Source organism: Pseudomonas sp. GYB4201 (assembly GCF_056312595.1).
Window position 1 is genome coordinate 146,151 of record NZ_JBWGIG010000009.1, and the last position, 23,192, is coordinate 169,342.

The following is a 23,192-nucleotide window of genomic DNA, read 5'->3' on the forward strand; positions in this document are numbered from 1 at the left end:
GTGTTACATGGCAGGCGCAAAAGAGATTCGCAGTAAGATTGCGAGCATCAAAAGCACGCAAAAAATTACCAGCGCCATGGAAAAAGTGGCGGTCAGCAAAATGCGCAAGGCTCAAATGCGCATGGCAGCCAGCCGTCCTTACGCGGAGCATATCCGCCAGGTGATTGGTCATCTGGCCAACGCCAACCCGGAATACCGCCACCCCTTCATGATCGAACGCGAAGTAAAGCGCGTAGGTTATGTGGTAGTGAGCAGTGACCGTGGTCTGTGCGGCGGCTTGAATACCAACCTGTTCAAGGCCCTGGTCAAGGACATGGCGGTAAACCGCGAGCGCGGCGTCGAGATCGATCTGTGCGTGGTTGGCAGCAAGGGTGCGGCATTCTTCCGCAGCTTTGGCGGCAACGTCGTTGCAGCGATCAGCCACCTGGGCGAAGAGCCATCGATCAATGATCTGATCGGCAGCGTCAAGGTGATGCTGGATGCCTACCTGGATGGCCGTATTGATCGCCTGTCCGTGGTGTCCAACAAGTTCGTGAATACCATGACGCAAAAGCCAACGGTCGAGCAATTGATTCCGTTGGTCGCAACCCCGGATCAAGAGCTCAAGCACCACTGGGACTACCTCTACGAACCCGACGCCAAGGAGCTGCTGGACGGCTTGATGGTTCGCTACGTGGAGTCGCAGGTCTACCAGGCGGTGGTTGAGAACAACGCGGCTGAACAAGCTGCGCGGATGATCGCGATGAAGAACGCCACCGACAACGCCGGCGACCTGATCAGCGAATTGCAGCTGGTCTACAACAAGGCGCGTCAGGCTGCGATCACCCAAGAGATCTCGGAAATCGTCGGCGGCGCTGCCGCGGTTTAACGGTTCAAATATTCAGAGGATCCTGCTATGAGTAGCGGACGTATCGTTCAAATCATCGGCGCCGTCATCGACGTGGAATTTCCACGTGACAGCGTACCGAGCATCTACAGCGCGCTGAATGTTCAAGGCGCGCCAACCACTCTGGAAGTTCAGCAGCAGCTGGGCGACGGCGTGGTTCGTACTATTGCAATGGGTTCGACCGAAGGCCTGAAACGCGGCCTGGACGTTGTCGACACCAAGGCGCCTATCTCGGTACCCGTCGGTAAAGCGACCCTGGGCCGTATCATGGACGTCCTGGGCAACCCAATCGACGAAGCCGGCCCGATCGGTGAAGAAGAGCGCCGTGGTATCCACCAGCCGGCTCCTTCGTTCGCTGAACAAGCAGGCGGCAACGACCTGCTGGAAACTGGCATCAAGGTTATCGACCTGGTCTGCCCGTTCGCCAAAGGCGGTAAAGTTGGTCTGTTCGGTGGTGCCGGTGTAGGCAAGACCGTAAACATGATGGAACTGATCCGTAACATCGCGATGGAACACAGCGGTTACTCCGTGTTCGCCGGTGTGGGTGAGCGTACTCGTGAAGGTAACGACTTCTATCACGAGATGAAGGACTCCAACGTTCTGGACAAGGTTGCCCTGGTCTACGGTCAAATGAACGAGCCACCAGGCAACCGTCTGCGCGTAGCGCTGACCGGCCTGACCATGGCCGAGAAATTCCGTGACGAAGGTAACGACGTTCTGCTGTTCGTCGACAACATCTACCGTTACACCCTGGCCGGTACCGAAGTTTCGGCACTGCTGGGTCGTATGCCATCGGCCGTAGGTTACCAGCCGACCCTGGCTGAAGAGATGGGCACTCTGCAAGAGCGCATCACTTCGACCAAGTCCGGCTCGATCACCTCGGTACAAGCCGTATACGTACCTGCGGACGACCTGACTGACCCGTCGCCAGCCACCACGTTCGCCCACTTGGACGCCACCGTCGTACTGTCCCGTGACATCGCCTCCCTGGGTATCTACCCAGCGGTCGATCCACTGGACTCGACTTCGCGCCAGCTGGACCCACTGGTCATCGGCCAGGAACACTACGACACCGCTCGTGGCGTTCAGTACGTGCTGCAGCGCTACAAAGAGCTGAAAGACATCATCGCGATCCTGGGTATGGACGAGCTGTCGGAATCCGACAAGCAACTCGTTACCCGCGCTCGTAAGATTCAGCGCTTCCTGTCGCAGCCGTTCTTCGTGGCTGAAGTCTTCACTGGTGCATCGGGCAAATACGTTTCCCTGAAAGACACCATTGCTGGCTTCAAAGGCATCCTCAACGGTGACTACGACCACCTGCCAGAACAAGCGTTCTACATGGTCGGCGGCATCGAAGAAGCGATCGAGAAAGCCAAGAAACTGTAATCCTGGCGCCCGGCAACGGGCGCTAATCAGGTTGAGGCAAGCAGATGGCTATGACAGTCCATTGCGATATCGTCAGCGCGGAAGGGGAAATCTTCTCCGGTCTGGTCGAGATGGTGATTGCACACGGTGAACTGGGTGACCTGGGCGTTGCCCTGGGCCACGCACCGTTGCTCACCAATCTGAAGCCAGGTCCGATCCGCTTGATCAAGCAGGGTGGAGACGAGGAGGTGTATTACATCTCCGGTGGTTTCCTCGAGGTTCAGCCGAACATGGTGAAGGTCCTGGCCGACACCGTGCAGCGCGCTGCCGACCTGGATGAAGCCTCTGCTCAGGAAGCCGTCAAGGCTGCCCAGAAGGCCCTGAACGAGCAAGGCGCGGACTTCGACTACGGCGCTGCTGCTGCACGCCTGGCCGAGGCCACTGCGCAGCTGCGTACCGTTCAGCAGATCCGCAAGAAGTTCGGCAAATAAGCCGCAACTTTTGAGCGATTGAGAAAAAGGGTAGCCTCGGCTACCCTTTTTCTTTTTCCGCTTTTTATCTCCCGGTCGCGTTCGCCGACCAGCCCGGATTGGTAGCCACTCAATGTCTCTCGATATCGTCATTCTCGCCGCAGGCCAGGGCACCCGCATGCGTTCGGCCATCCCCAAGGTCCTGCACCCGGTGGCGGGCAACTCCATGCTCGGCCATGTTATCCACAGCGCCCGGCAGCTTGCGCCGCAAGGCATCCATGTGGTCATCGGCCATGGCGCGGAGCTGGTGCGCGAACGCCTGGCGGCGCCGGACCTGAATTTCGTGCTGCAGTCACAGCAACTGGGCACCGGCCACGCCGTGGCCCAGGCCGTGCCGGCCATCACCGCTGAAACCGTCTTGATCCTCTACGGTGATGTGCCGCTGATCGAAGTCGAGACCCTGCAACGGCTGCTGGCGCTGGTCACCCCGGACCAGTTGGGCCTGCTGACCGTGAACCTTGACGACCCCACCGGCTACGGCCGCATCGTGCGTGACGGCGCCGGCAAGGTCAGCGCCATCGTCGAACACAAGGACGCCAGCGAAGCACAGCGTGCTATCAAGGAAGGCAACACCGGCATCCTCGCGGTGCCGGGCAAGCGCCTGGCCGAGTGGCTGGGGCGGTTGTCCAACAACAACGCCCAGGGCGAGTACTACCTCACCGACGTGATTGCCATGGCCGTGGGCGATGGCCTGGTGGTGGCCACCGAGCAACCGCTGGATGCCATGGAAGTGCAGGGCGCCAACGATCGTCGCCAGCTGTCGGAGCTCGAGCGCCACTACCAACTGCGCGAAGGCCGCCGCCTGATGGCCCAGGGCGTGACCCTGCGCGACCCGGCGCGTTTCGACGTGCGCGGTGAAGTCACCGTGGGCCGCGACGTGCTGATCGACGTCAACGTCATCCTCGAAGGCAAGGTGGTCATCGAGGACGACGTGGTCATCGGCCCGAACTGCTACATCAAGGACAGCACCCTGCGTAAAGGCGTGACCCTCAAGGCCAACACCCACCTGGACGGTGCAGTGATGGGCGAGGGCAGCGACGCCGGCCCGTTCGCGCGCCTGCGCCCGGGCACCGTGATGGACCAGGGCGCCCATGTGGGTAACTTCGTCGAACTGAAGAACGCCCATATGGGCGAAGGCGCCAAGGCTGGCCACCTGGCCTACCTGGGCGATGCCGACATTGGTGCTCGCAGCAACATCGGTGCGGGCGTGATCACCTGCAACTACGACGGTGCCAACAAGTGGCGCACCGTCATTGGCGAGGATGCGTTCATCGGCACCAACAACTCGTTGGTGGCGCCTGTGGATATCAAGGCGGGTGCCACCACTGCGGCGGGCTCGACCATTACCCAGGATGTGGAGGAAGCTCAACTCGCGGTAGGGCGTGCGCGCCAGCGCAATATTGATGGCTGGAAGCGGCCGGTGAAAATCAAGAAGCTGTAGCAGCGGCCGTGAGGCCGCGTCCCACGCGCCCCGCATCGTTCCGGACGCAGCCTTCGGCGGCTGCTACGTGAGCGTGCGGGGCTTTTGGCGTTTGAGATGAATTCCCCACCGTCAGCCTGAACCACTGTTCACTTGACGAAAACCCGCCGATAGGTTTTGATTGCTTCCGTTATCTTTCGAATCGAAACTTAAAAGCCACCATGTCGAAACGCAACACGCCCCAGCGCCGCCACAACATCCTCGCCTTGCTCAATGAACAGGGCGAGGTGAGCGTCGACGCCTTGGCCCGTCGCTTCGAAACTTCCGAAGTCACCATTCGCAAGGACCTGGCCGCCCTGGAAACCAATGGGCTGCTGCTGCGCCGCTATGGCGGGGCGGTGCCGGTGCCGCAGGAAATGATGGCCGAGAGTGCCCAAAGCGTTTCTATCCACAAGCAGGCCATTGCCCGCGCGGCTGTGGATAAGATTCGCGAGCATGCGCGCATCATCATCGACAGCGGCAGCACCACCGCCGCGATGATCCCCGAGCTTGGCCACCAGCCCGGCCTGGTGGTGATGACCAACTCGTTGCACGTGGCCAACGCCCTCAGCGAACTGGAGCACGAGCCGGTGCTGTTGATGACCGGCGGCACCTGGGACCCGCACTCGGAATCCTTCCAGGGCCAGGTCGCCGAGCAGGTGCTGCGTTCCTACGATTTCGACCAACTGTTCATCGGGGCCGACGGCATCGACCTGGAGCGTGGCACCACCACCTTCAATGAACTGCTCGGCTTGAGCCGGGTGATGGCGGACGTGGCGCGTGAAGTGATCGTGATGGTGGAGTCCGACAAGGTCGGCCGCAAGATCCCCAACCTGGAACTGCCTTGGAGCAGTGTCCATACCCTTATTACCGATGATCGCCTGCCCGTCGCGGCACGCGAACAGATTCAGGCCCGCGGTATCAACCTCATCTGCGCCGCCGCAAGCTAGGAGAACAACCCATGTGTGGAATCGTTGGCGCCATCGCCGAGCGTAATATCACCGCCATCCTGCTCGAAGGCCTGAAGCGCCTGGAGTACCGTGGCTACGACAGTGCCGGCGTGGCGCTGTACACCAACACCGGTTCGCTGCAGCGCCGCCGCCGCGTGGGCAAGGTCGCCGAGCTTGAAGCCGCGCTGGCCGCCGACCCGCTGGCCGGCCAGTTGGGCATTGCCCACACCCGCTGGGCCACCCATGGCGCGCCCAGCGAGCGCAACGCCCACCCGCATTTCTCCAGCGACGACGTGGCGGTGGTGCACAACGGCATCATCGAAAACCACGAGGCGCTGCGCGACCGCCTGAAAGGCATGGGCTATGTGTTCAGCTCGGACACCGACACCGAAGTGATCGCGCACCTGCTGCACCACCACCTCAAGACCCTGCCGGACTTGACCGATGCCCTCAAGGCCACGGTGAAGGAACTGCACGGTGCCTATGGCCTGGCTGCCATCAGCCTGAAACAGCCTGACCGCCTGGTAGCCGCGCGCAGCGGCAGCCCGCTGGTCATCGGCCTGGGCTTGGGGGAAAACTTCCTGGCGTCCGACCAACTGGCCCTGCGCCAGGTCACCGACCGCTTCATGTACCTGGAAGAGGGCGATATCGCCGAGATCACTCGCGAAGCCGTGCGCATCTGGAACGCCGATGGCCAGCCAGTGCAGCGCGACACCGTGCAATACCACGAAGGCGCCGAAGCCGCCGACAAGGGCGAGTTCCGTCACTTCATGCTCAAGGAAATCCACGAGCAGCCTAAAGTGGTGCAACGCACCCTGGAAGGCCGCCTGGGCCAGGAGCAGGTGCTGGTGCAAGCGTTCGGCCCGCAAGCTGCCGAGCTGTTCGCCAAGGTGCGCAACGTGCAGATCGTCGCCTGTGGCACCAGCTACCACGCCGGCATGGTTGCGCGTTACTGGATCGAAGGCCTGGCGGGCATTCCCTGCCAGGTGGAAGTAGCCAGCGAGTTCCGCTACCGCCGCGTGGTGGTGCAGCCTGACACCCTGTTCGTGTCCATCTCGCAGTCCGGTGAAACCGCTGACACCCTGGCCGCGCTGCGCAACGCCAAGGAGCTGGGTTTCCTCGGCAGCCTGGCTATCTGCAACGTCGGCATCAGCTCGCTGGTGCGTGAGTCGGACCTGACCCTGCTGACCCAGGCCGGCCCGGAAATCGGCGTGGCTTCCACCAAGGCCTTCACCACCCAGCTGGTGGCGCTGATGCTGCTGACCCTGTCCCTGGGCCAAGTACGTGGCACCCTGGAAGCCGGCGTCGAAGCCGAGCTGGTAGAAGAACTGCGCCGCCTGCCAACCCGCCTGGGTGAAGCCCTGGCCATGGACAGCACGGTGGAGAAGGTTGCCCAGCTGTTCGCCGAGAAACACCACACGCTGTTCCTGGGGCGTGGCGCACAGTTCCCGGTAGCGATGGAAGGCGCGCTCAAGCTCAAGGAAATCTCCTACATCCACGCCGAAGCCTACCCGGCAGGCGAGCTGAAGCACGGCCCGCTGGCGCTGGTGGACAAGGACATGCCGATCGTCACCGTGGCGCCGAACAACGAACTGCTGGAGAAGCTCAAGTCCAACCTGCAGGAAGTGCGCGCCCGCGGCGGTGAGCTGATCGTCTTCGCCGACGCCCAGGCCGAGTTCCGCGATGGGCCTGGCACCCACGTGATCGCCATGCCGCACATCCTCGATGCGCTGGCGCCCATCCTCTACACCATTCCGCTGCAGCTGCTGTCGTACTACGTGGCCGTGCTGAAAGGCACCGACGTCGACCAGCCGCGCAACCTGGCGAAATCGGTCACCGTGGAATAACTGCATTCCCCGTAGCAGCGGCCAAAGGCCGCGTCCCCTTGGCCACGCGAATTGTGGTGCCAGGGACGCGGCCTGGCGGCCGCTGCTACAAGGGGTTGCGAAACAAAGTGTAACGTAAGAAAACCTACCAAAATCCGCAGCATGGTCTAAGACCATAGTAGTGAACCCCATGACAGCGCCAAATTCTGGACTACCCTAATTTCAGAGAAGTCTGACTTAGGGGGGTTAAACACATGCTCGCGCAATTACCACCGGCCTTACAGAATCTTCAGCTCCCGCTGCGCCTGAGACTCTGGGATGGTCATGAGTTCAACCTGGGCCCCGCGCCCAGTGTCACTATCGTGGTGAAAGACCCACAGCTGGTGACTCAGTTCACTCACCCCAGCCTTGATCTCCTGGGTACTGCCTTCGTCGAGGGCAAGCTGGAAATGGAAGGTTCGATCGGTGAGGTAATCCGGGTATGTGACGAGCTTAGCCAAGCCCTGGTGGATGACGATGACGGCGATCAGCCGATTCGCACCGTCCACGACAAGGACACCGACGCCGCTGCCATCTCTTACCACTACGACCTGTCCAACGAGTTCTACCAGCTATGGCTGGACCAGGACATGGCCTATTCCTGTGCCTATTTCCAGACCGGCACCGAGACCCTGGAGCAGGCCCAGCACGCCAAGTTCGAGCACCTGTGCCGTAAGTTGCGCCTGCAGGCCGGCGACTATCTGCTGGACGTGGGCTGCGGCTGGGGTGGCCTGGCACGCTATGCCGCGCGCGAGTACGGCGCCAAGGTATTCGGCATTACCCTGAGCAAGGAACAGCTGAAGCTGGCGCGCGAGCGGGTCAAGGCCGAGGGCCTCGACCACCTGGTGGAGCTGCAGTTGCTGGACTACCGCGACCTGCCGCAGGACGGCCGTTTCGACAAGGTGGTCAGCGTGGGCATGTTCGAGCACGTTGGCCACGCCAACTTGCAGGTCTACTGCGAGCGCCTGTTCGGCGCCGTGCGCGAAGGCGGCCTGGTGATGAACCACGGCATCACCGCCAAGCACACCGACGGCCGGCCGGTCGGGCGTGGGGCAGGGGAGTTCATCGAGCGCTACGTGTTCCCCCATGGCGAGCTGCCGCACATGGCCATGATGTCGGCGCGCATCAGCGAGGCTGGCTTCGAGGTGGTGGACGTGGAAAGCCTGCGCCTGCATTACGCCAAGACGCTGGACTTCTGGAGCAAGCGCCTGGAGGCCAACCTCGACAAGGCGGCGGCCATGGTGCCGGAGCAGGCACTGCGCATCTGGCGCCTGTACCTGGCCGGCTGCTCTTATGCGTTTGCCCGTGGCTGGATCAACATCCACCAGATCCTCTCGGTGAAAGCCTATTCCGACGGCACCCACGGCCTGCCATGGACACGTGAGGATCTGTACCGCTGACCCCTGGGCGTGCGCATCACAGGATGGGTGAAATCAACCTGGCGATGCGCATGCCCAGCTTCTGCAGTTGGTGCGTGTGGCGGCTGTCTTCCACGGTGATCTCTCGTGACAGGGCAAAGTCCGCCTCAAGCATCTCCGCCACCTGGCCTGCGAACGCGCTGTCCACCGTCAGCAGCATGATTTCGAAATTCAGCCGGAACGAGCGGTTGTCCATGTTGGCACTGCCGATGGCGCTGATCTCGTTGTCCACCAGCACCACCTTCTGGTGCAGGAAGCCTGGCCCGTAGCGGAACATGCGCACACCGGCGCGCACTGCCTCGAAGGCGAACAGGCTGGAGGCGGCGTACACCACCTTATGGTCCGGGCGCGACGGCAGCAGGATGCGCACGTCCACCCCGCGCAGCACCGCCAGGCGCAGGGCTGCGAACACCGCCTCGTCGGGAATGTAGTAGGGGCTGGTGATCCACACCCGCTCGGTCGCGGCATGGATGGCTTCGACGAAGAACAGCGAGCAGGTTTCCTGTGGGTCCGCGGGGCCGCTGGCCAGCACCTGGCACAGCACGCCGCCGTCTTCATAGGTGTCGGGCAGGATCAAAGGTGGCAGTTTGCGCGAGGCCCAGAACCAGTCTTCGGCGAAGGACTCCTGCAGGCAAGCCACCACCGGGCCGGTGATACGGATGTGGGTATCGCGCCACGGCGACAGCTTGGGGTTGCCGCCCAGGTACTCGTCACCGACGTTATGGCCGCCGATGAAGCCCACCACGCCATCTACCACGACGATCTTGCGGTGGTTGCGGAAGTTCACCTGGAAGCGGTTGAGCCAGCCGCTGCGGGTGGCGAACGCACGGATCTTCACGCCGCCTTTGCGCAGCACGTCGCTGTATTCGTGGGGCAGGGCGTGGCTGCCGACGCTGTCGTACAGCACGTAGACTTTCACGCCCTGAGCGGCTTTCTCCAGCAATAGCGCCTGCAGCTCGCGGCCGATCTGGTCGTCGTGGATGATGAAGAATTGCACCAGCACCACTTCGCGCGCCTCGCGAATGGCGGCAAAGATAGCGTCGAAAGTGGCCTTGCCGTTGACCAGCAGGCTGACCTGGTTGTTGGCCAGGCACGGCATGCGTCCCAGCTTGGGCATGGCTCGCAGCGAAGCGTAGGAACTGGAGTTGCGCGCGGTCAGCGCTTCTTCCACCCAGGGCCGCCAGTCCAGGTCGGCAATGGCCTTGTGCATTTCCCGGTTGGCTTGGCGGCGTGCTTCGATATAGGCATCGAAGGTACTGCGGCCGAACACCAGGTAGGGAATCAGGGTCAGGTAGGGCACGAAGACCAGTGACAGCGCCCAGGCGATCGAGCCCTGCGCGGTGCGGACAGTGAACACCGCATGAATGGCGGCGATGACGCCGAGCAGGTGGACCAGGCCAAACAGGTAGCCAAAAAACCAGGGGCTGTGATAATCCATGCGCAGCGATGCTCCCGAATGCGTTGTGCTTAACAGACCACGTTCAGCCCGGGTTGTCTCGAAATAATTCAGCATGCAACGCAATCGGCAAACCCGCATCCAAGTATCATCAGCCAGCCAAGACTGGCCCACCCCAGGAGTTATCCATGAAGATTCGTTTGCCGGCCGTGGCTTTGGCCCTGTGTCTGTCGGCGCCCCTCGTGCAGGCGCAAATGCTTCAACCAGGCTTGTGGGAGCTGACCACCAGCAACATGCAGGTGGACGGTAGCGCTTTGCCTGACCTCAACGTGATGCTGGGGCAGATGCAGATGCTGGCGCCGGAACAGAAAGCCATGGTCGAGCAGGCCATGGCCAAGCAGGGCATCAGCGTGGGCGGCAAGGGCATTCGCAGCTGCCTGACCCAGGCGCAGGTGCAGTCCGACAACATACCGCTGCAGGACCCGCAGTCGGGCTGCACCCAGCAGATCACCGCCCGCCATGGCAACGTCTGGGACTTCCGCTTCAGCTGCCCCAAGGCCCAGGGTAGTGGCCAGGCCACCTTCCTCAGCCAGCGTGAGTTCCTGACCAAGGTCAGCGGCACGTTCAACGCCACCGGCACCCAGCAGAAAGGCAGCATGGAAACCCGCGCCGTATGGCTGGGCAACGACTGCGGCACCGTACGCCCCCGCCCCTGACCCGTAGCAGCTGCCGAAGGCTGCGTCACCGCCAGGGCTGCCAACCGAGGCGCCTGGGACGCGGCCTGGCGGCCGCTGCTACAAGGTTCCACGTGGAACACTCAGATGTAAAAAATTTCATAATCTGCATTGCGAGCCCGGTTTAGAGTCGCCACCATGCGGACCCTGTGCCTGCGCTATTTCATCTTGGGCGACATTCCGCGTGTTATATTATAACGATGCGAAAATTGTAACTTCCTTTGATGAAGATCCGCCATGCATAGACGCCAACTGCTCACCTTCATCCTGGCCAGCACGACGCTGGCACTGCCACTTGGCGCCTCCGCGGCGCTGGTGCGCGACGCACGCTTGTGGCGCAGCAACGACAAGCTGCGCGTAGTGTTCGACTTGAGCGGTCCGGTGCAATTCAAGACCTTTACCTTGCAGGCCCCCGACCGCCTCATCGTCGACGTGGCCGGCGCCCAGCTCAGCGGCGATCTGGGCCACTTGAACCTGGCTGGCACCAGCGTGCGGGCCATTCGTTCCGGGCCGTTCGGCCACGGCGACACCCGCATCGTCTTCGACCTCAATGCGCCCATGCAGGCTAACGCGTTCCTGTTGGGCCCGCAGGCGGGCCAGGGCCACCGGCTGGTGCTGGACCTGGTTCAGGGCAACCATGTTGCCGCGCCGGCGGTGCTGGCCAGCGCGCCGGCACCCGAGCCTGAGCCGGTCGAGGCGCCGAAGGCTGTGGCCAGCCGAGGCCCGCACCCCAAGCGTGACATCGTGGTGGTGGTCGACCCTGGCCACGGTGGCAAGGACCCGGGTGCCATCGGCGGCAAGGGCGAGCGCGAGAAAGACGTGGTGCTGTCCATCGCCCAGTTGCTGGCGCGCCGCCTCAAGCGCGAGAACGGCTACACCGTGCACCTGGTGCGCAACGACGACTTCTATGTGCCGCTGCGCAAACGCGTGGACTTCGCGCGTCAGCGCAACGCCGACATGTTCATCTCGGTGCACGCCGATGCGGCGCCGCGCCTCACCGCGTCGGGTGCCTCGGTATTCGCCCTGTCCGAAAACGGTGCCACCTCGGCCACCGCACGCATGATGGCTGACCGCGAGAACGGCGCGGACCTGATCGGCGCCGCCAGCCTGCTCAATCTCAAGGACAAGGACCCGATGCTGGCCAACGTGATCATCGACATGTCGATGAACGCCACCATCGCCGCCAGCCTGCAACTGGGCCACACGGTGCTGGGCAGCCTGGCCGACATCACCACCCTGCACCAGAACCGCGTGGAGCAAGCAGGCTTCGCGGTGCTGAAGTCCCCGGACGTGCCGTCCATCCTGGTGGAGACCGGCTTCATCTCCAATGCCAGCGATGCCCAGCGCCTGGTGACCGCGCGCCACCAGCAGGCCGTCGCCGACCGCTTGTTTGCCGGCATCAACACCTATTTCCAGAAAAATCCACCCAGCGACTCCTTCATTGCCTGGAAACAGGAGCAGAACGCCCAGCGCGTCGTCTGAGGAGACAATCGGTATTGGCTATCCTGTAATGTTATACTATAACATTACAGGATAGCCTGGCAGTTCATTCCACAAGACCAGGCGCCTTGAGGAATCGAACCATGCCCCATCGTCTTCCCGTCACCGTGCTGTCAGGCTTCCTGGGCGCGGGCAAGAGCACCCTGCTCAACCACGTGCTGCGCAACCGCGACAACCTGCGCGTGGCCGTCATCGTCAATGACATGAGCGAGATCAACATCGACGGCACCGAGGTGCAGCGTGATGTGAGCCTCAACCGCGCCGAAGAAAAGCTGGTGGAGATGAGCAACGGCTGCATCTGCTGCACCCTGCGCGAAGACCTGCTGGAAGAAGTGGCGCGCCTGGCCGACGAGGGCCGTTTCGATTACCTGCTGATCGAGTCCACCGGCATCTCCGAACCGCTGCCGGTGGCCGAGACCTTCACCTTCCGTGATGAACAGGGTCGCAGCCTGGCCGACCTGGCGCGCCTGGACACCATGGTCACGGTCGTGGACGGGGTGAACTTCCTGCGCGACTACGAGGCCGCCGAAAGCCTGGCCAGCCGCGGTGAGACCCTGGGCGAGGAAGACGAGCGGGCCATCACCGACCTGCTGATCGAGCAGGTGGAGTTCGCCGATGTCATCCTCGTCAGCAAGATTGACCTGATCAGCAGCGCCGACCGCGATGAGCTGATGGCCATCCTCAAGCGTCTCAACGCCCAGGCGCAGATCCTGCCCATGGTGATGGGCCAGGTGCCGCTGGGGCGGATCCTCGACACCGGGCTGTTCGACTTCGAGCGCGCCAGCCAGGCGCCGGGCTGGCTGAAAGAGCTGCGCGGGGAGCACGTGCCGGAGAGTGATGAGTACGGCATCAGCTCGGGGGCCTACCGCGCGCGCCGGCCGTTCCACCCGCAGCGCTTCTACGACTGGCTCAACAGCCCGTGGCAGAACGGCAAGCTGCTGCGTTCCAAGGGCTTCTTCTGGCTGGCCAGCAAACCCCAGGAGGCTGGCAGCTGGTCCCAGGCCGGTGGGCTAGTGCGCCATGGCTTCGCCGGGCGCTGGTGGCGTTTCGTGCCCAAGGCCCACTGGCCCCAGGACGCCGAGAGCACCGCATCGATCATGGCCCATTGGCAGGCCGACAGCGGCGACTGCCGCCAGGAGCTGGTGTTCATCGGCCAGGGCGTGGACTTCGCCCGCCTGAACGCCGAGCTGGACCAGTGCCTGCTCAGCGAAGCGGAAATGGCCCTGGGCGCTGGCGCCTGGGAACAGCTGCCCGACCCCTTCGGCCCCTGGCACGAAGACGCGGCCTGATCAGGGCTTGAGCCAGGTGCCCTGGCTCTTCTGTTCGCAGAACGGCTCGAGGTAGGCGGCGTCGCTGGCCACGCCGTAATAGTGGATATCCTGGCGATAGGGCATATTGTCCACATGGGCGTCGCTGCACACGCCAAACGCACCTGCCGGGCACTGGTCGACGAACTGCACCTCGACCTTCTGCCCCGGCAGGTTCGGCTCGCAGAAACCATCGTGAAACATTTTTTCCGGTATGTTGCGGTTCTGCTGGCATACCTTCACGTCGAGCCGTTCGGCATGGCTGTGCACCACGCAGGCCTGGGCCCAGACCTGACTGCTGGCGAGGCTTAGCGCCAGCACACCCCAAAGACGCATCCACTACCTCCATTCAAGAAAACCAATGATGCTTGAGAACATACCCACTCACGTCATCGCCGGGCCCCTGGGTGCCGGCAAGACCAGCTTGATCCGCCAGCTGATGGCACAGCGCCCTGCAGGGGAGCGTTGGGCGGTGTTGATCAACGAGTTCGGCGAGGTCGGCCTGGACGCCGCGTTGTTGAGCACCGCGGACGATGGTATCGCACTGGGCGAGGTGGCGGGAGGCTGCCTGTGCTGCGTCAACGGCGCGCCGTTCCAGGTGGGCCTTGCCCGGCTGCTGCGCAAGGCCAAGCCGCACCGGCTGTTCATTGAACCCTCGGGCCTGGGCCATCCGCTGCAACTGCTGGCGCAGCTGCGCGAGGCGCCATGGCGCGGGGTGCTGGCCGTGCAACCACCGATCATGGTGCTGGACGGCCAGGCGCTGGCCTGTGGACAACTTCTCCCGGAGGCCCAGCAGCAGGCGCTGGGCAGCATGGGCTTGGTGGTTGTGAATAAGTCAGCTGCGCTGGCTGTGGAAAAAATAATGTGGATAAAATCGCAAGTTATTGATATTCCAATATATTTTACAGAGGCTGGATACCTGCCCATTAGTGAATTGAGAACAGTCGAGACGCTTTCTGGGGCTGTGGATAAACTGCCGAAAGCGCCCGTGGAGCCGGTTTTTCTGTGGATAGACCCGCAGGTTCCGATCAGGGCTGTGCATAACGGCGAAGGGGGCTGGAGCATGGGCTGGCGCTGGCATCCGGACCGGGTGTTCGATGCGCGGAAGCTGGAAATGTGGTTATCCACAATGGCCTGGCGGCGGGCGAAAGGAGTTGTGCACAGCGACCGTGGGTGGCTGTCATTCAACGCTGTGGATAAAAATGTGCCGGAATGGCGCGCCAGCGAGTGGCGCAAGGATTCGCGCGTGGAGTTGATCTTCGATCATGCGCAGGATGAACAGGCCCTGGAGCAAGGCCTGAGGCAATGCCTGTAGCAGCGGCCGCAAGGCCGCGTCACAGCCATCGGCAGCTCAAGGCCGCCAGCGTTTGTGCTCCTGCCGCCACTGGTCCATCTCGATGACCTCGGCGGTGGGCTGGGTCTTGATCTCGAACGGGTAGGGCGCCAGTTCGATCTGCACTGCGTGCCCGCCGAATTGGGTGATGGTGCCCGGGTGACGCTGCTCCCCGGTCACGGTGAATTCAAAGTTATACACACGGGCAAAACGGCGACGGCCGTTGGCATCGCGCACGAAGCCGAAGCGTTTGAATGCCACGTTCTCGTCGAGCAATTCCAGGTCCAGCTTGGCGCAATGCTGCTTGACCCGTTCCAGCGCCCGCTCGCGCAGGCCATGGTTATGCCACAGCCAGGCCGCGCCTGCGCCCAGCACCATCAGCACAAACAGATTTCCGAGGGTAAACATCGAGGAATGCTCCAACTAGGTGTGCCCAGCTTAACTGCGACGTCGGTCTGTCGTACAGACGGTATTTGGCGCCATACTGCGCCCCTCGAAAATCAGATACCGCTGCGGGATATTTGCATGAAACGTACTCCACACCTGCTCGCCATCCAGTCGCACGTGGTGTTTGGCCATGCCGGCAACGGCGCCGCGGTGTTCCCCATGCAACGCGTGGGGGTCAACGTATGGCCACTGAACACCGTGCAGTTCTCCAATCACACTCAGTATGGCCAGTGGGCCGGAGAAGTGTTGGCGCCAGCGCAAATTCCGGCACTGGTGGAAGGGATTGCGACGATTGGTGAGCTGGGCAACTGTGATGCCGTGCTCAGCGGCTACCTGGGCAGCGCTGCCCAGGGCCGGGCGATCCTGGAAGTGGTGCGCAAGGTCAAGGCTGCCAACCCCAACGCCTTGTACCTGTGCGACCCGGTCATGGGCCACCCGGAGAAGGGCTGCATCGTGCCCGCTGAGGTCAGCGAGTTCCTGCTCGACGAAGCGGTGGCCGTGGCTGACCTGGTGTGCCCTAACCAGCTTGAGCTGAATACCTTCTGTGGCCGCCTGGCGCAGTCGCTGGAAGATTGCGTGGGCATGGCCCGCTCGCTGTTGGAACGCGGCCCCAAGGCCGTGGTGGTCAAGCACCTGGCGTACCCCGGCAAGGCTGCCGAGGACTTCGAAATGCTGCTGGTCACCGCCGAAGGCAGCTGGCACCTGCGCCGGCCGCTGCTGGCCTTCCCGCGCCAGCCGGTAGGCGTGGGTGACCTGACCTCGGGGTTGTTCCTGGCGCGCCTGCTGCTGGGTGACAGCAAGGTGGCGGCGTTCGAGTTCGCCGCTGCGGCCGTGCATGAGGTGCTGCTGGAAACCCAGGCCTGCGCCAGCTACGAACTCGAGCTGGTGCGGGCCCAGGACCGCATCGTGCACCCACGGCTGCGCTTCGAGGCGCAGCGCCTGGCCTTCTGAAGCGTCACGACCCCGTAGCCGCTGCCGCCAGGCTGCGCTGGCCTTTGTCTGTGCTGGAGATACCCAGTGAGCCGCAGGGCCAGCGCAGCCTGCGGCAGCGGCTACAGAATTTTACAGCCCGTCGTCCTTGATGTCCTGGTAGCGCTTTTCCAGTTCCTGGCGGATCTGGCGGCGCTGCTGGGCCTGCACGAAGCGGCGTTTCTCTTCGCTGGTCTGCGGCTCCAGGCGCGGCACCTGGGCAGGCTTGCGCTGGTCGTCGACGGCCACCATGGTGAAGAAGCAGCTGTTGGTGTGGCGCACCGAGCGTTCACGGATGTTCTCGGTGACCACCTTGATGCCCACCTCCATGGAGGTGTTGCCGGTGTAGTTCACCGACGCCAGGAACGTCACCAGCTCGCCGACGTGAATCGGCTCGCGAAAAATCACCTGGTCCACCGACAGGGTCACCACGTAGCGGCCGGCATAGCGGCTGGCGCAGGCGTAGGCGACTTCGTCGAGGTACTTGAGCAAAGTGCCGCCGTGCACATTGCCTGAAAAGTTGGCCATGTCCGGGGTCATCAGAACAGTCATCGACAACTGGGCGTTTCCGGGTTCCATAGTGCGCTCACGGTAATGTTGCTGTAGTTAACGGGCGCCACCTATGTTGGCAGCTGCCCGCTTGGGCAAATCCATCTATGTCGGGACGCAGGCCATTGCCTTGGCGTCACAGCCAGCCATCCGTGCCTGGGCGGTTACTCGCCTTCCTTGATCTGGCGATAGCGCTCCTCGATCTCCTGGCGAATCTTGCGCCGCTGCAAGGCTTGCGCATATCGGCGCCGCTGTTCCTCGTTGCCGGGGCGCAGCGCCGGCACGGCGGTGGGCTTGCGGTCGTCATCCAGCGCCACCATGGTGAAGAAGGAGCTGTTGGTGTGACGCACCGTGCGTGCCCGGATGTTCTCGGTCATCACTTTGATGCCTACCTCGATGGAGGTGCGGCCCGTGTGGTTGACCGCTGCCAGGAAGGTGACCAGCTCGCCAACGCGAACAGGTTCGCGGAACACCACATGGTCTACCGAGCGGGTCACCACGTAAAGGCCTGAATAGCGGCTGGCGCAGGCATAGGCTGCCTCGTCCAGGTACTTGAGGATGGTGCCGCCGTGCACGTTGCCGGCGAAGTTGGCCATGCTGGGGGTCATCAGCAAGGTGATGCTGAGTTCAGTGGGCAAATCTTCCATGATTGTGCTGCCTTTGTTGGCGATTGGGACGCCAACGCTAGCTCCCGGTCCAGTGGCTCGCCAGAGGGCAAAGCTGCCTCGCCGACAGTTTTTCCAGAGGATCTGTTTCGACTTGTTGCGCCGGCCTGTTCGATCGTTTCCCGATGTTAATCTGAGGATTCGCAGCCGCCATCAAGGAGATCAGCCCATGCATGCCATCAGTTTCATCCAGGACCTGGCAGTCATCATGCTGATTGCCGGCGTGGTCACGGTAATTTTCCACCGGCTGCGACAACCGGTGGTGCTGGGCTACATCGTCGCCGGCTTCGTCATCGGTCCCCACACTCCACCGTTCGGGTTGATCCACGACGAAGACACCATCAAGACCCTGGCCGAGCTGGGGGTCATCTTCCTGATGTTCTGCCTTGGCCTGGAGTTCAGCCTGCGTAAGTTGTTCAAGGTCGGAGCCACCGCGTTCATCGCCGCCTTTTTGGAAATCGTGCTGATGATCTGGATCGGCTACGAGATTGGCCGCTGGTTTGATTGGAGCGCCATGGACTCGCTGTTCCTGGGGGCCATCCTGGCGATTTCGTCCACCACCATCATCGTCAAGGCGCTGAACGACCTGAAGATGAAGAACCAGCGCTTCGCGCAGCTGATCTTCGGCGTGCTCATCGTCGAGGACATCCTGGGCATCGGCATCATCGCGCTGCTGTCGGGCATAGCGGTCAGCGGTTCGGTCAGCTCCGGCGAAGTGTTCTCCACGGTCGGCAAGCTGTCGCTGTTCATGATCGTGGCGCTGGTGGTGGGCATCCTGCTGGTGCCCCGGCTGCTGGCCTACGTGGCGAAATTCGAGAGCAACGAGATGCTGCTGGTGACGGTCCTGGGCCTGTGCTTCGGCTTCTGCCTGCTGGTGGTGAAGCTGGAATACAGCATGGTGCTGGGCGCCTTCCTGATCGGCGCGATCATGGCCGAGTCCCGGCAGCTGTTGAAGATCGAGCGGCTGATAGAGCCGATCCGCGACATGTTCAGCGCTATCTTCTTCGTCGCCATCGGCCTGATGATCGACCCCGCCATCCTGGTGCAGTACGCCTGGCCGATCGCCGTCATCACCGTTGCCGTGGTGCTGGGCAAGATGATTTCCTGCGGCCTGGGCGCTTTCATCGCCGGCAACGACGGCCGCACCTCGTTGCGAGTGGGCATGGGGCTGTCACAGATTGGCGAGTTCTCCTTCATCATCGCCGCCCTGGGCATGACCCTGCAGGTGACCAGCGATTTCCTCTACCCAGTGGCGGTGGCCGTCTCGGCGCTGACCACGTTATCCACCCCTTACCTGATCCGCGCCGCCGACCCGCTGTCGGAAAAACTCGCCGGCTGGGTGCCAGTGCGCATGGCGCGGGTGTTCGGCCTCTATGGCGAATGGCTGCGCAGCATTCAACCCCAGGGGCAGGGCGCGCTGCTGGCGACGTTGATACGGCGCATCCTGCTGCAGGTGGGGGTGAACCTGGCGCTGGTGATGGGTATCTTCTTCAGCGCGGCCTATTTCGCCGAGCCTATCTCCGTGCACCTGCAGGCGTGGGTAAGCGAGGCACGCTGGCACAACGCGTTGATCTGGGGCGCGGCGCTGCTGCTGTCCCTGGCGTTCCTGATTGCTGCTTACCGCAAGCTCAAGGCGCTGTCGATGTTGCTGGCGGAGATGGGAGTGAAGCCGGAGATGGCGGGCAGGCACACCGAGCGGGTGCGGCGGGTGATCGCCGAGGTGATCCCGCTGGTGTCGCTGCTGGTGATTTTCCTGCTGCTGGCGGCGCTGTCGGCCAGCATCCTGCCCACCAGCGAGCTGCTGGTAGTGGTGGGCCTGGTGGCCGCGGCGGTGGCGGCGGTGCTATGGCGCTGGTTCATACGCGTGCACACGCGCATGCAGGTGGCGTTGCTGGATACCTTGGGCAACAACGCCGACGGCCACTAGCGCTGTAGCCGCTGCCGCCAGGCTGCGCTGGGCTCCGAGTACACTGGATATCTACAGTGGGGCACCGGGCCAGCGCAGCCTTCGGCAGCGGCTACAAGGGGATCAGCTTTCCAGCCAGACGTCCCGCGCCCAGTGCCACACCGACTCCCAGCTTTCCTCGGTGACCAGCTCTTCTTCGCCGGACCACAGCACCACGGTGCCGTCTTCCTCGACGCAGTAGTAGTCATCACCGTCCTGGCAGATAGGGATCAGGTCGCGCGGCACGCCGGCGTCCCAGGCGTTGGCCGCCACTTCCGGCAGGTAGGTGTGGGACTGCGGGTCGGTGACGGTCACGGGCTCGAGGCTGCCGTAGACCACGTCGCTGACGGTCAACAGGAATTCCTTGAAGACGAACGGGATGTTGATGAACAGCTGCTCTTCAACCTCGACCAGTTGGTCCTCATCGGGCAACTCGAGTGGAACGGGTACCGGTTCATTGGCTTCCCGGAGTTGTTCGATCACTTCTTCCACGATGTATTTCCTCTCAACGAATTGCGCGGTGCGGTTTATACATTAGCTGGATATTTTCGCAATGTTAAAAATGAAAAACCCCGGCCTGGGCCGGGGTTCGGGCGTGCAATACCGGTGGATCAGCCGTTCTGGCGAATCCCGGCAATCAGCCAAGGTTGGTTGTCGCCCTGCGGACGTTCCATGTTCCAGCTTTCGCTGAACACTTCGCCCTGGTCAAAGCGCGAGGTCTTGGACACGCCGCTGAAGGTCAGGGTGGCGATGGTCTTGTCGGCGCGGTCGTCCACGCCATCGAGCTGCACTTGCAGGTTGTCGATGATGGTGGACTGGAAGCCGTCGCCCAGGCTGGCGCGTTCCTGACGCAGGAACTGCAGCATCTGCGGGGTGACGAACTCGGCGATCTTGTCCATCTCGTTGGCGTCCCAGTGCTGCTGCAGCGCTTCGAAGTGGCTGCGGGCGGCGTTCAGGAAGCTCTGTTCGTTGAACCAGGCCGGGGCGTGGATGACCGGGCGAACCGGCTGGCCACCCGAGCTGCCGAAGATCGGCTGGGCAGGCTGCTCGAAGGCTTCACGCTGGAACGGTGCGCCAGCCGGAGCCAGGTGCTCCTGCTGCTTGCGCCGACGGGCGGCGATGAAGCGGAAGATCACGAAGGCGATGACCGCCATGATCAGGATGTCGAAGATCTGCATGCCCTGGAAGCCGCCACCCATGAACATGGAGGCCAGCAGGCCACCGGCGGCGATGCCGGCCAGTGGGCCCAGCCATTTCGAAGCGCCACCGGCGGCAGGGGCTGCACGCCCGGCCATGCCGGCGGCGCCTGCACCGGCAGCGCCGGAGGAAGAAGGGGTGACCGACTGGTGCGTCGGCGCATTGCCGAACGACTTGCCGCCGCCAAAGCGCTTGGCGTGAGCGTCGATACTCATCGTCAGGCCGATGCACAGCGCCAGGGCGATGCTCAGAAAACGTTGCATAAGGGAATTCCCGTTGTGGATTGCACTGAGGCCATGTTGCACAGATGGGCAGGCCATGGCCAGTGACATAGTGTTTCGAGCTTTTACAGGGGGAAACAATCACGCGTGATGCGGGGTGCCCGCTGACGCGGCCTGCGGCCGCTGCTACAGACACCGTAGCAGCGGCCGCAGGCCGCGTCAGGAAAGGATCACAGCGCTTCGAGCTTGGCGTAGCCGAGCATCAGCCACTTGCTGCCTTCGGCGAAGTTGACCTGCACCCGGGCCTGGGCGCCGGAGCCCTCGAAGTTGAGGATCACGCCTTCGCCGAACACCGAGTGTGCCACGCGCTGGCCCAGGGTGAACTCGGTCTGCGGAATGCTGGCGCCGCCGAACAGGCTGCTGGAGTTCTGCTTCTGGCCCGAGCCGAACGGGCGGCTGACGCTATTGGACAGCCGCACTTCCTGGATCAGCCCGCCGGGAATTTCGCGCACGAAACGCGAGACCTTGTTGTAGGTCTCGCTGCCGTACAGGCGGCGAGTCTCGGCGTAGGTCATCACCAGCTGCTGCATGGCGCGGGTGATGCCCACGTAGGCCAGGCGGCGTTCCTCTTCAAGGCGGCCGGGCTCTTCCAGGCTCATCTTGTGCGGGAACAGGCCTTCTTCCATGCCCACCAGGAACACGTGGGGGAACTCCAGGCCCTTGGCGCTGTGCAGGGTCATCAACTGCACGCTGTCCTCGTGCTCGTCGGCCTGGGTGTCGCCGGCTTCCAGCGACGCGTGGCCAAGGAAGGCCGCCAGGGGCGTCAGCTCCTCGTCCTCCGGGGCGGTCTCGAAGTTGCGCGCGGCGCTGACCAGTTCCTCAAGGTTTTCTACCCGTGCCTGGCCCTTTTCACCTTTTTCTTCCTGGTGATAGATGATCAGCCCCGACTGCTCGATGACGGTCTGGGTCATCAGGTGCAGGGGCATCTCCATGACCTTGGCGGCCAGGTTCTCGATCAGCTCCATGAACGCGCCCAGGGCATTGCCGGCGCGGCCGGTCAGGCCCTTGTTGGCCACCAGCTGGCGCATGGATTCCCACATGGAAATCTCGGCATGACGGGCGTGGTCGCGGATCGCCTCGACGGTCTTCTCGCCGATGCCGCGCGGCGGCACGTTGATGATGCGTTCCAGCGCGGCGTCGTTGCCGCGGCCTTCCAGCACGCGCAGGTAGGCCATGGCGTTCTTGATTTCGGCACGCTCGAAGAAGCGCTGGCCGCCATAGATGCGGTACGGGATGCGTTCGCGCAGCAGGGCCTCTTCCAGCACCCGCGACTGGGCGTTGGAGCGGTACAGGATGGCGATGTCGCTGCGCGACATGCCGGTCTTGATCGCCGCCTCGATGGTTTCCACCACATAGCGCGCTTCGTCGTGTTCGTTGAAGGCTGCGTACAGGCTCAGCGGTTCGCCGTCGCCGCCGTCTGTCCACAGCTCCTTGCCCAGGCGCCCGGTGTTGTTGGCGATCAGGGCGTTGGCAGCCTTGAGGATGCCGGCGGTGGAGCGGTAGTTCTGCTCCAGGCGGATGGTTTCCACATCGGGAAAGTCCGCGGAGTACTGGTGAATGTTCTCGATTTTCGCGCCACGCCAGCCATAGATGGACTGGTCGTCGTCGCCCACCACCATCAGGCTGTCGCCGCCCTGCGCCAGCAGGCGCAGCCAGGCGTACTGCACGGCGTTGGTGTCCTGGAACTCGTCCACCAGCAGGTGGCGGAAGCGGCGCTGGTAATGCTGCAGCAGGCCGGGGTGGTCGCGCCACAGGTCCAGGGCGCGCAGCAGCAGCTCGGAGAAGTCGATCACGCCGGCACGGGCGCAGGCCGCTTCGTAGGCCTCGTAGATCGACTTCATGGTGCCCAGGAACAGGTCGCCGCTGGCCTGGATGTGTTGCGGGCGCAGCCCCTCGTCCTTCTGGCCGTTGATGAACCATTGCGCCTGGCGGGCAGGCCAGCGCTGTTCGTCCAGGCCCAGCTCGCGGATCACCCGCTTGACCAGCCGCTGCTGGTCGTCGCTGTCGAGGATCTGGAAGTTCTGGTTCAGGTTCGCTTCCTGCCAGTGGGCCCGCAGCAGGCGGTGGGCCAGGCCGTGGAAGGTGCCCACCCACATGCCGGCCGGGTTGATGCCCATCAGCTGCTCGATGCGCTGGCGCATCTCGGCTGCGGCCTTGTTGGTGAAGGTCACCGACAGGATGGAGTGCGGGGACGCCTGTTCGACCTGGATCAACCAGGCGATACGGTGCACCAGCACTCGGGTTTTACCGGAACCAGCACCGGCCAGGACCAACTGACGGCCAACCGGGGCCGCTACGGCCTGCCGTTGGGCATCGTTGAGGGAATTCAGCAGAAGGGAGAGGTCATCGCGCATCCGGCCATTTTAGGGTGCTGGACAAGATTGGAGCAAACCCGG

At 63.1% G+C, this 23,192-nt stretch carries 21 protein-coding genes; 13 read left to right on the forward strand and 8 right to left on the reverse strand.

Translation table 11 applies throughout. The features are described 5' to 3' along the window. Positions 1-7 precede the first annotated feature (7 nt). From atpG to cfaB, 7 genes are all read left to right on the forward strand, one after another. Positions 8-868 carry a F0F1 ATP synthase subunit gamma gene (atpG, locus tag AC0Z2B_RS11130; protein WP_416421643.1) on the forward strand — a complete coding sequence of 287 codons (861 nt, stop codon included), beginning with the start codon at positions 8-10 and terminating at the stop codon, positions 866-868. A gap of 27 nt (positions 869-895) precedes the next feature. Continuing rightward, entirely contained in the window at positions 896-2,272 is a 1,377-nt protein-coding gene (gene atpD, locus AC0Z2B_RS11135; RefSeq protein WP_027980916.1) for a F0F1 ATP synthase subunit beta, read from the forward strand. 44 nt (positions 2,273-2,316) lie between these two features. Continuing rightward, on the forward strand, positions 2,317-2,742 hold the full coding sequence (locus AC0Z2B_RS11140; protein ID WP_416421642.1) for a F0F1 ATP synthase subunit epsilon: 426 nt from the start codon (positions 2,317-2,319) through the stop codon (positions 2,740-2,742). A gap of 112 nt (positions 2,743-2,854) precedes the next feature. Next, on the forward strand, positions 2,855-4,222 hold the full coding sequence (gene glmU, locus AC0Z2B_RS11145) for a bifunctional UDP-N-acetylglucosamine diphosphorylase/glucosamine-1-phosphate N-acetyltransferase GlmU (RefSeq protein ID WP_476296659.1): 1,368 nt from the start codon (positions 2,855-2,857) through the stop codon (positions 4,220-4,222). Positions 4,223-4,422: 200 nt separating this feature from the next. Continuing rightward, entirely contained in the window at positions 4,423-5,190 is a 768-nt protein-coding gene (locus AC0Z2B_RS11150) for a DeoR/GlpR family DNA-binding transcription regulator (protein WP_476296661.1), read from the forward strand. 11 nt (positions 5,191-5,201) lie between these two features. Beyond that, entirely contained in the window at positions 5,202-7,037 is a 1,836-nt protein-coding gene (gene glmS / locus AC0Z2B_RS11155; RefSeq protein WP_476296663.1) for a glutamine--fructose-6-phosphate transaminase (isomerizing), read from the forward strand. A 233-nt stretch (positions 7,038-7,270) separates the two neighbouring features. Then, on the forward strand, positions 7,271-8,455 hold the full coding sequence (cfaB, locus tag AC0Z2B_RS11160; RefSeq protein ID WP_476296665.1) for a C17 cyclopropane fatty acid synthase CfaB: 1,185 nt from the start codon (positions 7,271-7,273) through the stop codon (positions 8,453-8,455). A gap of 16 nt (positions 8,456-8,471) precedes the next feature. Here the strand turns inward: cfaB and cls are convergent, their stop codons facing one another. Then, entirely contained in the window at positions 8,472-9,911 is a 1,440-nt protein-coding gene (gene cls, locus AC0Z2B_RS11165; RefSeq protein WP_476296667.1) for a cardiolipin synthase, read from the reverse strand. Positions 9,912-10,057: 146 nt separating this feature from the next. Between cls and AC0Z2B_RS11170 the strand changes: the two genes are divergently transcribed. The 3 genes from AC0Z2B_RS11170 to zigA all read left to right on the forward strand — a co-directional run bounded on the left by AC0Z2B_RS11170 (position 10,058) and on the right by zigA (position 13,392). Beyond that, the gene (locus tag AC0Z2B_RS11170) at positions 10,058-10,585 is read left to right on the forward strand and encodes a DUF3617 domain-containing protein (protein WP_475502543.1); all 528 of its coding nucleotides are present in this window, start codon (positions 10,058-10,060) and stop codon (positions 10,583-10,585) included. A gap of 255 nt (positions 10,586-10,840) precedes the next feature. Further along, on the forward strand, positions 10,841-12,085 hold the full coding sequence (locus tag AC0Z2B_RS11175; protein WP_476296669.1) for an N-acetylmuramoyl-L-alanine amidase: 1,245 nt from the start codon (positions 10,841-10,843) through the stop codon (positions 12,083-12,085). Positions 12,086-12,186: 101 nt separating this feature from the next. Beyond that, positions 12,187-13,392, forward strand: coding sequence for a zinc metallochaperone GTPase ZigA (gene zigA, locus AC0Z2B_RS11180; RefSeq protein WP_476296671.1), 1,206 nt, complete (start codon positions 12,187-12,189; stop codon positions 13,390-13,392). Here zigA and AC0Z2B_RS11185 read toward each other — a convergent pair whose 3' ends face one another. Next, entirely contained in the window at positions 13,393-13,746 is a 354-nt protein-coding gene (locus AC0Z2B_RS11185; RefSeq protein WP_416421631.1) for an NADH:ubiquinone oxidoreductase, read from the reverse strand. Between the two features lie 28 nt (positions 13,747-13,774). Between AC0Z2B_RS11185 and AC0Z2B_RS11190 the strand changes: the two genes are divergently transcribed. After that, positions 13,775-14,725, forward strand: a complete 951-nt coding sequence (locus AC0Z2B_RS11190; protein ID WP_476296747.1) for a CobW family GTP-binding protein — start codon at positions 13,775-13,777, stop codon at positions 14,723-14,725. Positions 14,726-14,761: 36 nt separating this feature from the next. Here the strand turns inward: AC0Z2B_RS11190 and AC0Z2B_RS11195 are convergent, their stop codons facing one another. After that, a complete protein-coding gene (locus AC0Z2B_RS11195) occupies positions 14,762-15,151 on the reverse strand; it encodes a DUF3301 domain-containing protein (protein WP_416421630.1) in 390 nt (129 codons plus the stop codon). Between the two features lie 117 nt (positions 15,152-15,268). Here AC0Z2B_RS11195 and pdxY point away from each other — a divergent pair, with 117 nt between their 5' ends. After that, positions 15,269-16,141 carry a pyridoxal kinase PdxY gene (gene pdxY / locus AC0Z2B_RS11200; RefSeq protein ID WP_476296673.1) on the forward strand — a complete coding sequence of 291 codons (873 nt, stop codon included), beginning with the start codon at positions 15,269-15,271 and terminating at the stop codon, positions 16,139-16,141. Positions 16,142-16,252: 111 nt separating this feature from the next. Here the strand turns inward: pdxY and AC0Z2B_RS11205 are convergent, their stop codons facing one another. Both AC0Z2B_RS11205 and AC0Z2B_RS11210 read right to left on the reverse strand, forming a co-directional pair. Then, on the reverse strand, positions 16,253-16,738 hold the full coding sequence (locus AC0Z2B_RS11205) for an acyl-CoA thioesterase (protein ID WP_416421628.1): 486 nt from the start codon (positions 16,736-16,738) through the stop codon (positions 16,253-16,255). 134 nt (positions 16,739-16,872) lie between these two features. After that, positions 16,873-17,355 carry an acyl-CoA thioesterase gene (locus tag AC0Z2B_RS11210; RefSeq protein ID WP_476296675.1) on the reverse strand — a complete coding sequence of 161 codons (483 nt, stop codon included), beginning with the start codon at positions 17,353-17,355 and terminating at the stop codon, positions 16,873-16,875. Positions 17,356-17,542: 187 nt separating this feature from the next. Between AC0Z2B_RS11210 and AC0Z2B_RS11215 the strand changes: the two genes are divergently transcribed. Then, positions 17,543-19,300: a cation:proton antiporter gene (locus tag AC0Z2B_RS11215; protein ID WP_476296677.1), complete on the forward strand. Its 1,758-nt coding sequence runs from the start codon at positions 17,543-17,545 to the stop codon at positions 19,298-19,300. 102 nt (positions 19,301-19,402) lie between these two features. Here AC0Z2B_RS11215 and AC0Z2B_RS11220 read toward each other — a convergent pair whose 3' ends face one another. The 3 genes from AC0Z2B_RS11220 to uvrD form a co-directional block, all read right to left on the reverse strand. Beyond that, the gene (locus AC0Z2B_RS11220) at positions 19,403-19,810 is read right to left on the reverse strand and encodes an SMI1/KNR4 family protein (RefSeq protein WP_416421626.1); all 408 of its coding nucleotides are present in this window, start codon (positions 19,808-19,810) and stop codon (positions 19,403-19,405) included. A gap of 119 nt (positions 19,811-19,929) precedes the next feature. Then, complete coding sequence (locus AC0Z2B_RS11225; RefSeq protein WP_416421625.1) at positions 19,930-20,778, reverse strand: Tim44 domain-containing protein; 849 nt, start codon at positions 20,776-20,778, stop codon at positions 19,930-19,932. Positions 20,779-20,966: 188 nt separating this feature from the next. Continuing rightward, complete coding sequence (uvrD, locus tag AC0Z2B_RS11230) at positions 20,967-23,150, reverse strand: DNA helicase II (protein ID WP_416421624.1); 2,184 nt, start codon at positions 23,148-23,150, stop codon at positions 20,967-20,969. Positions 23,151-23,192 lie beyond the last annotated feature (42 nt).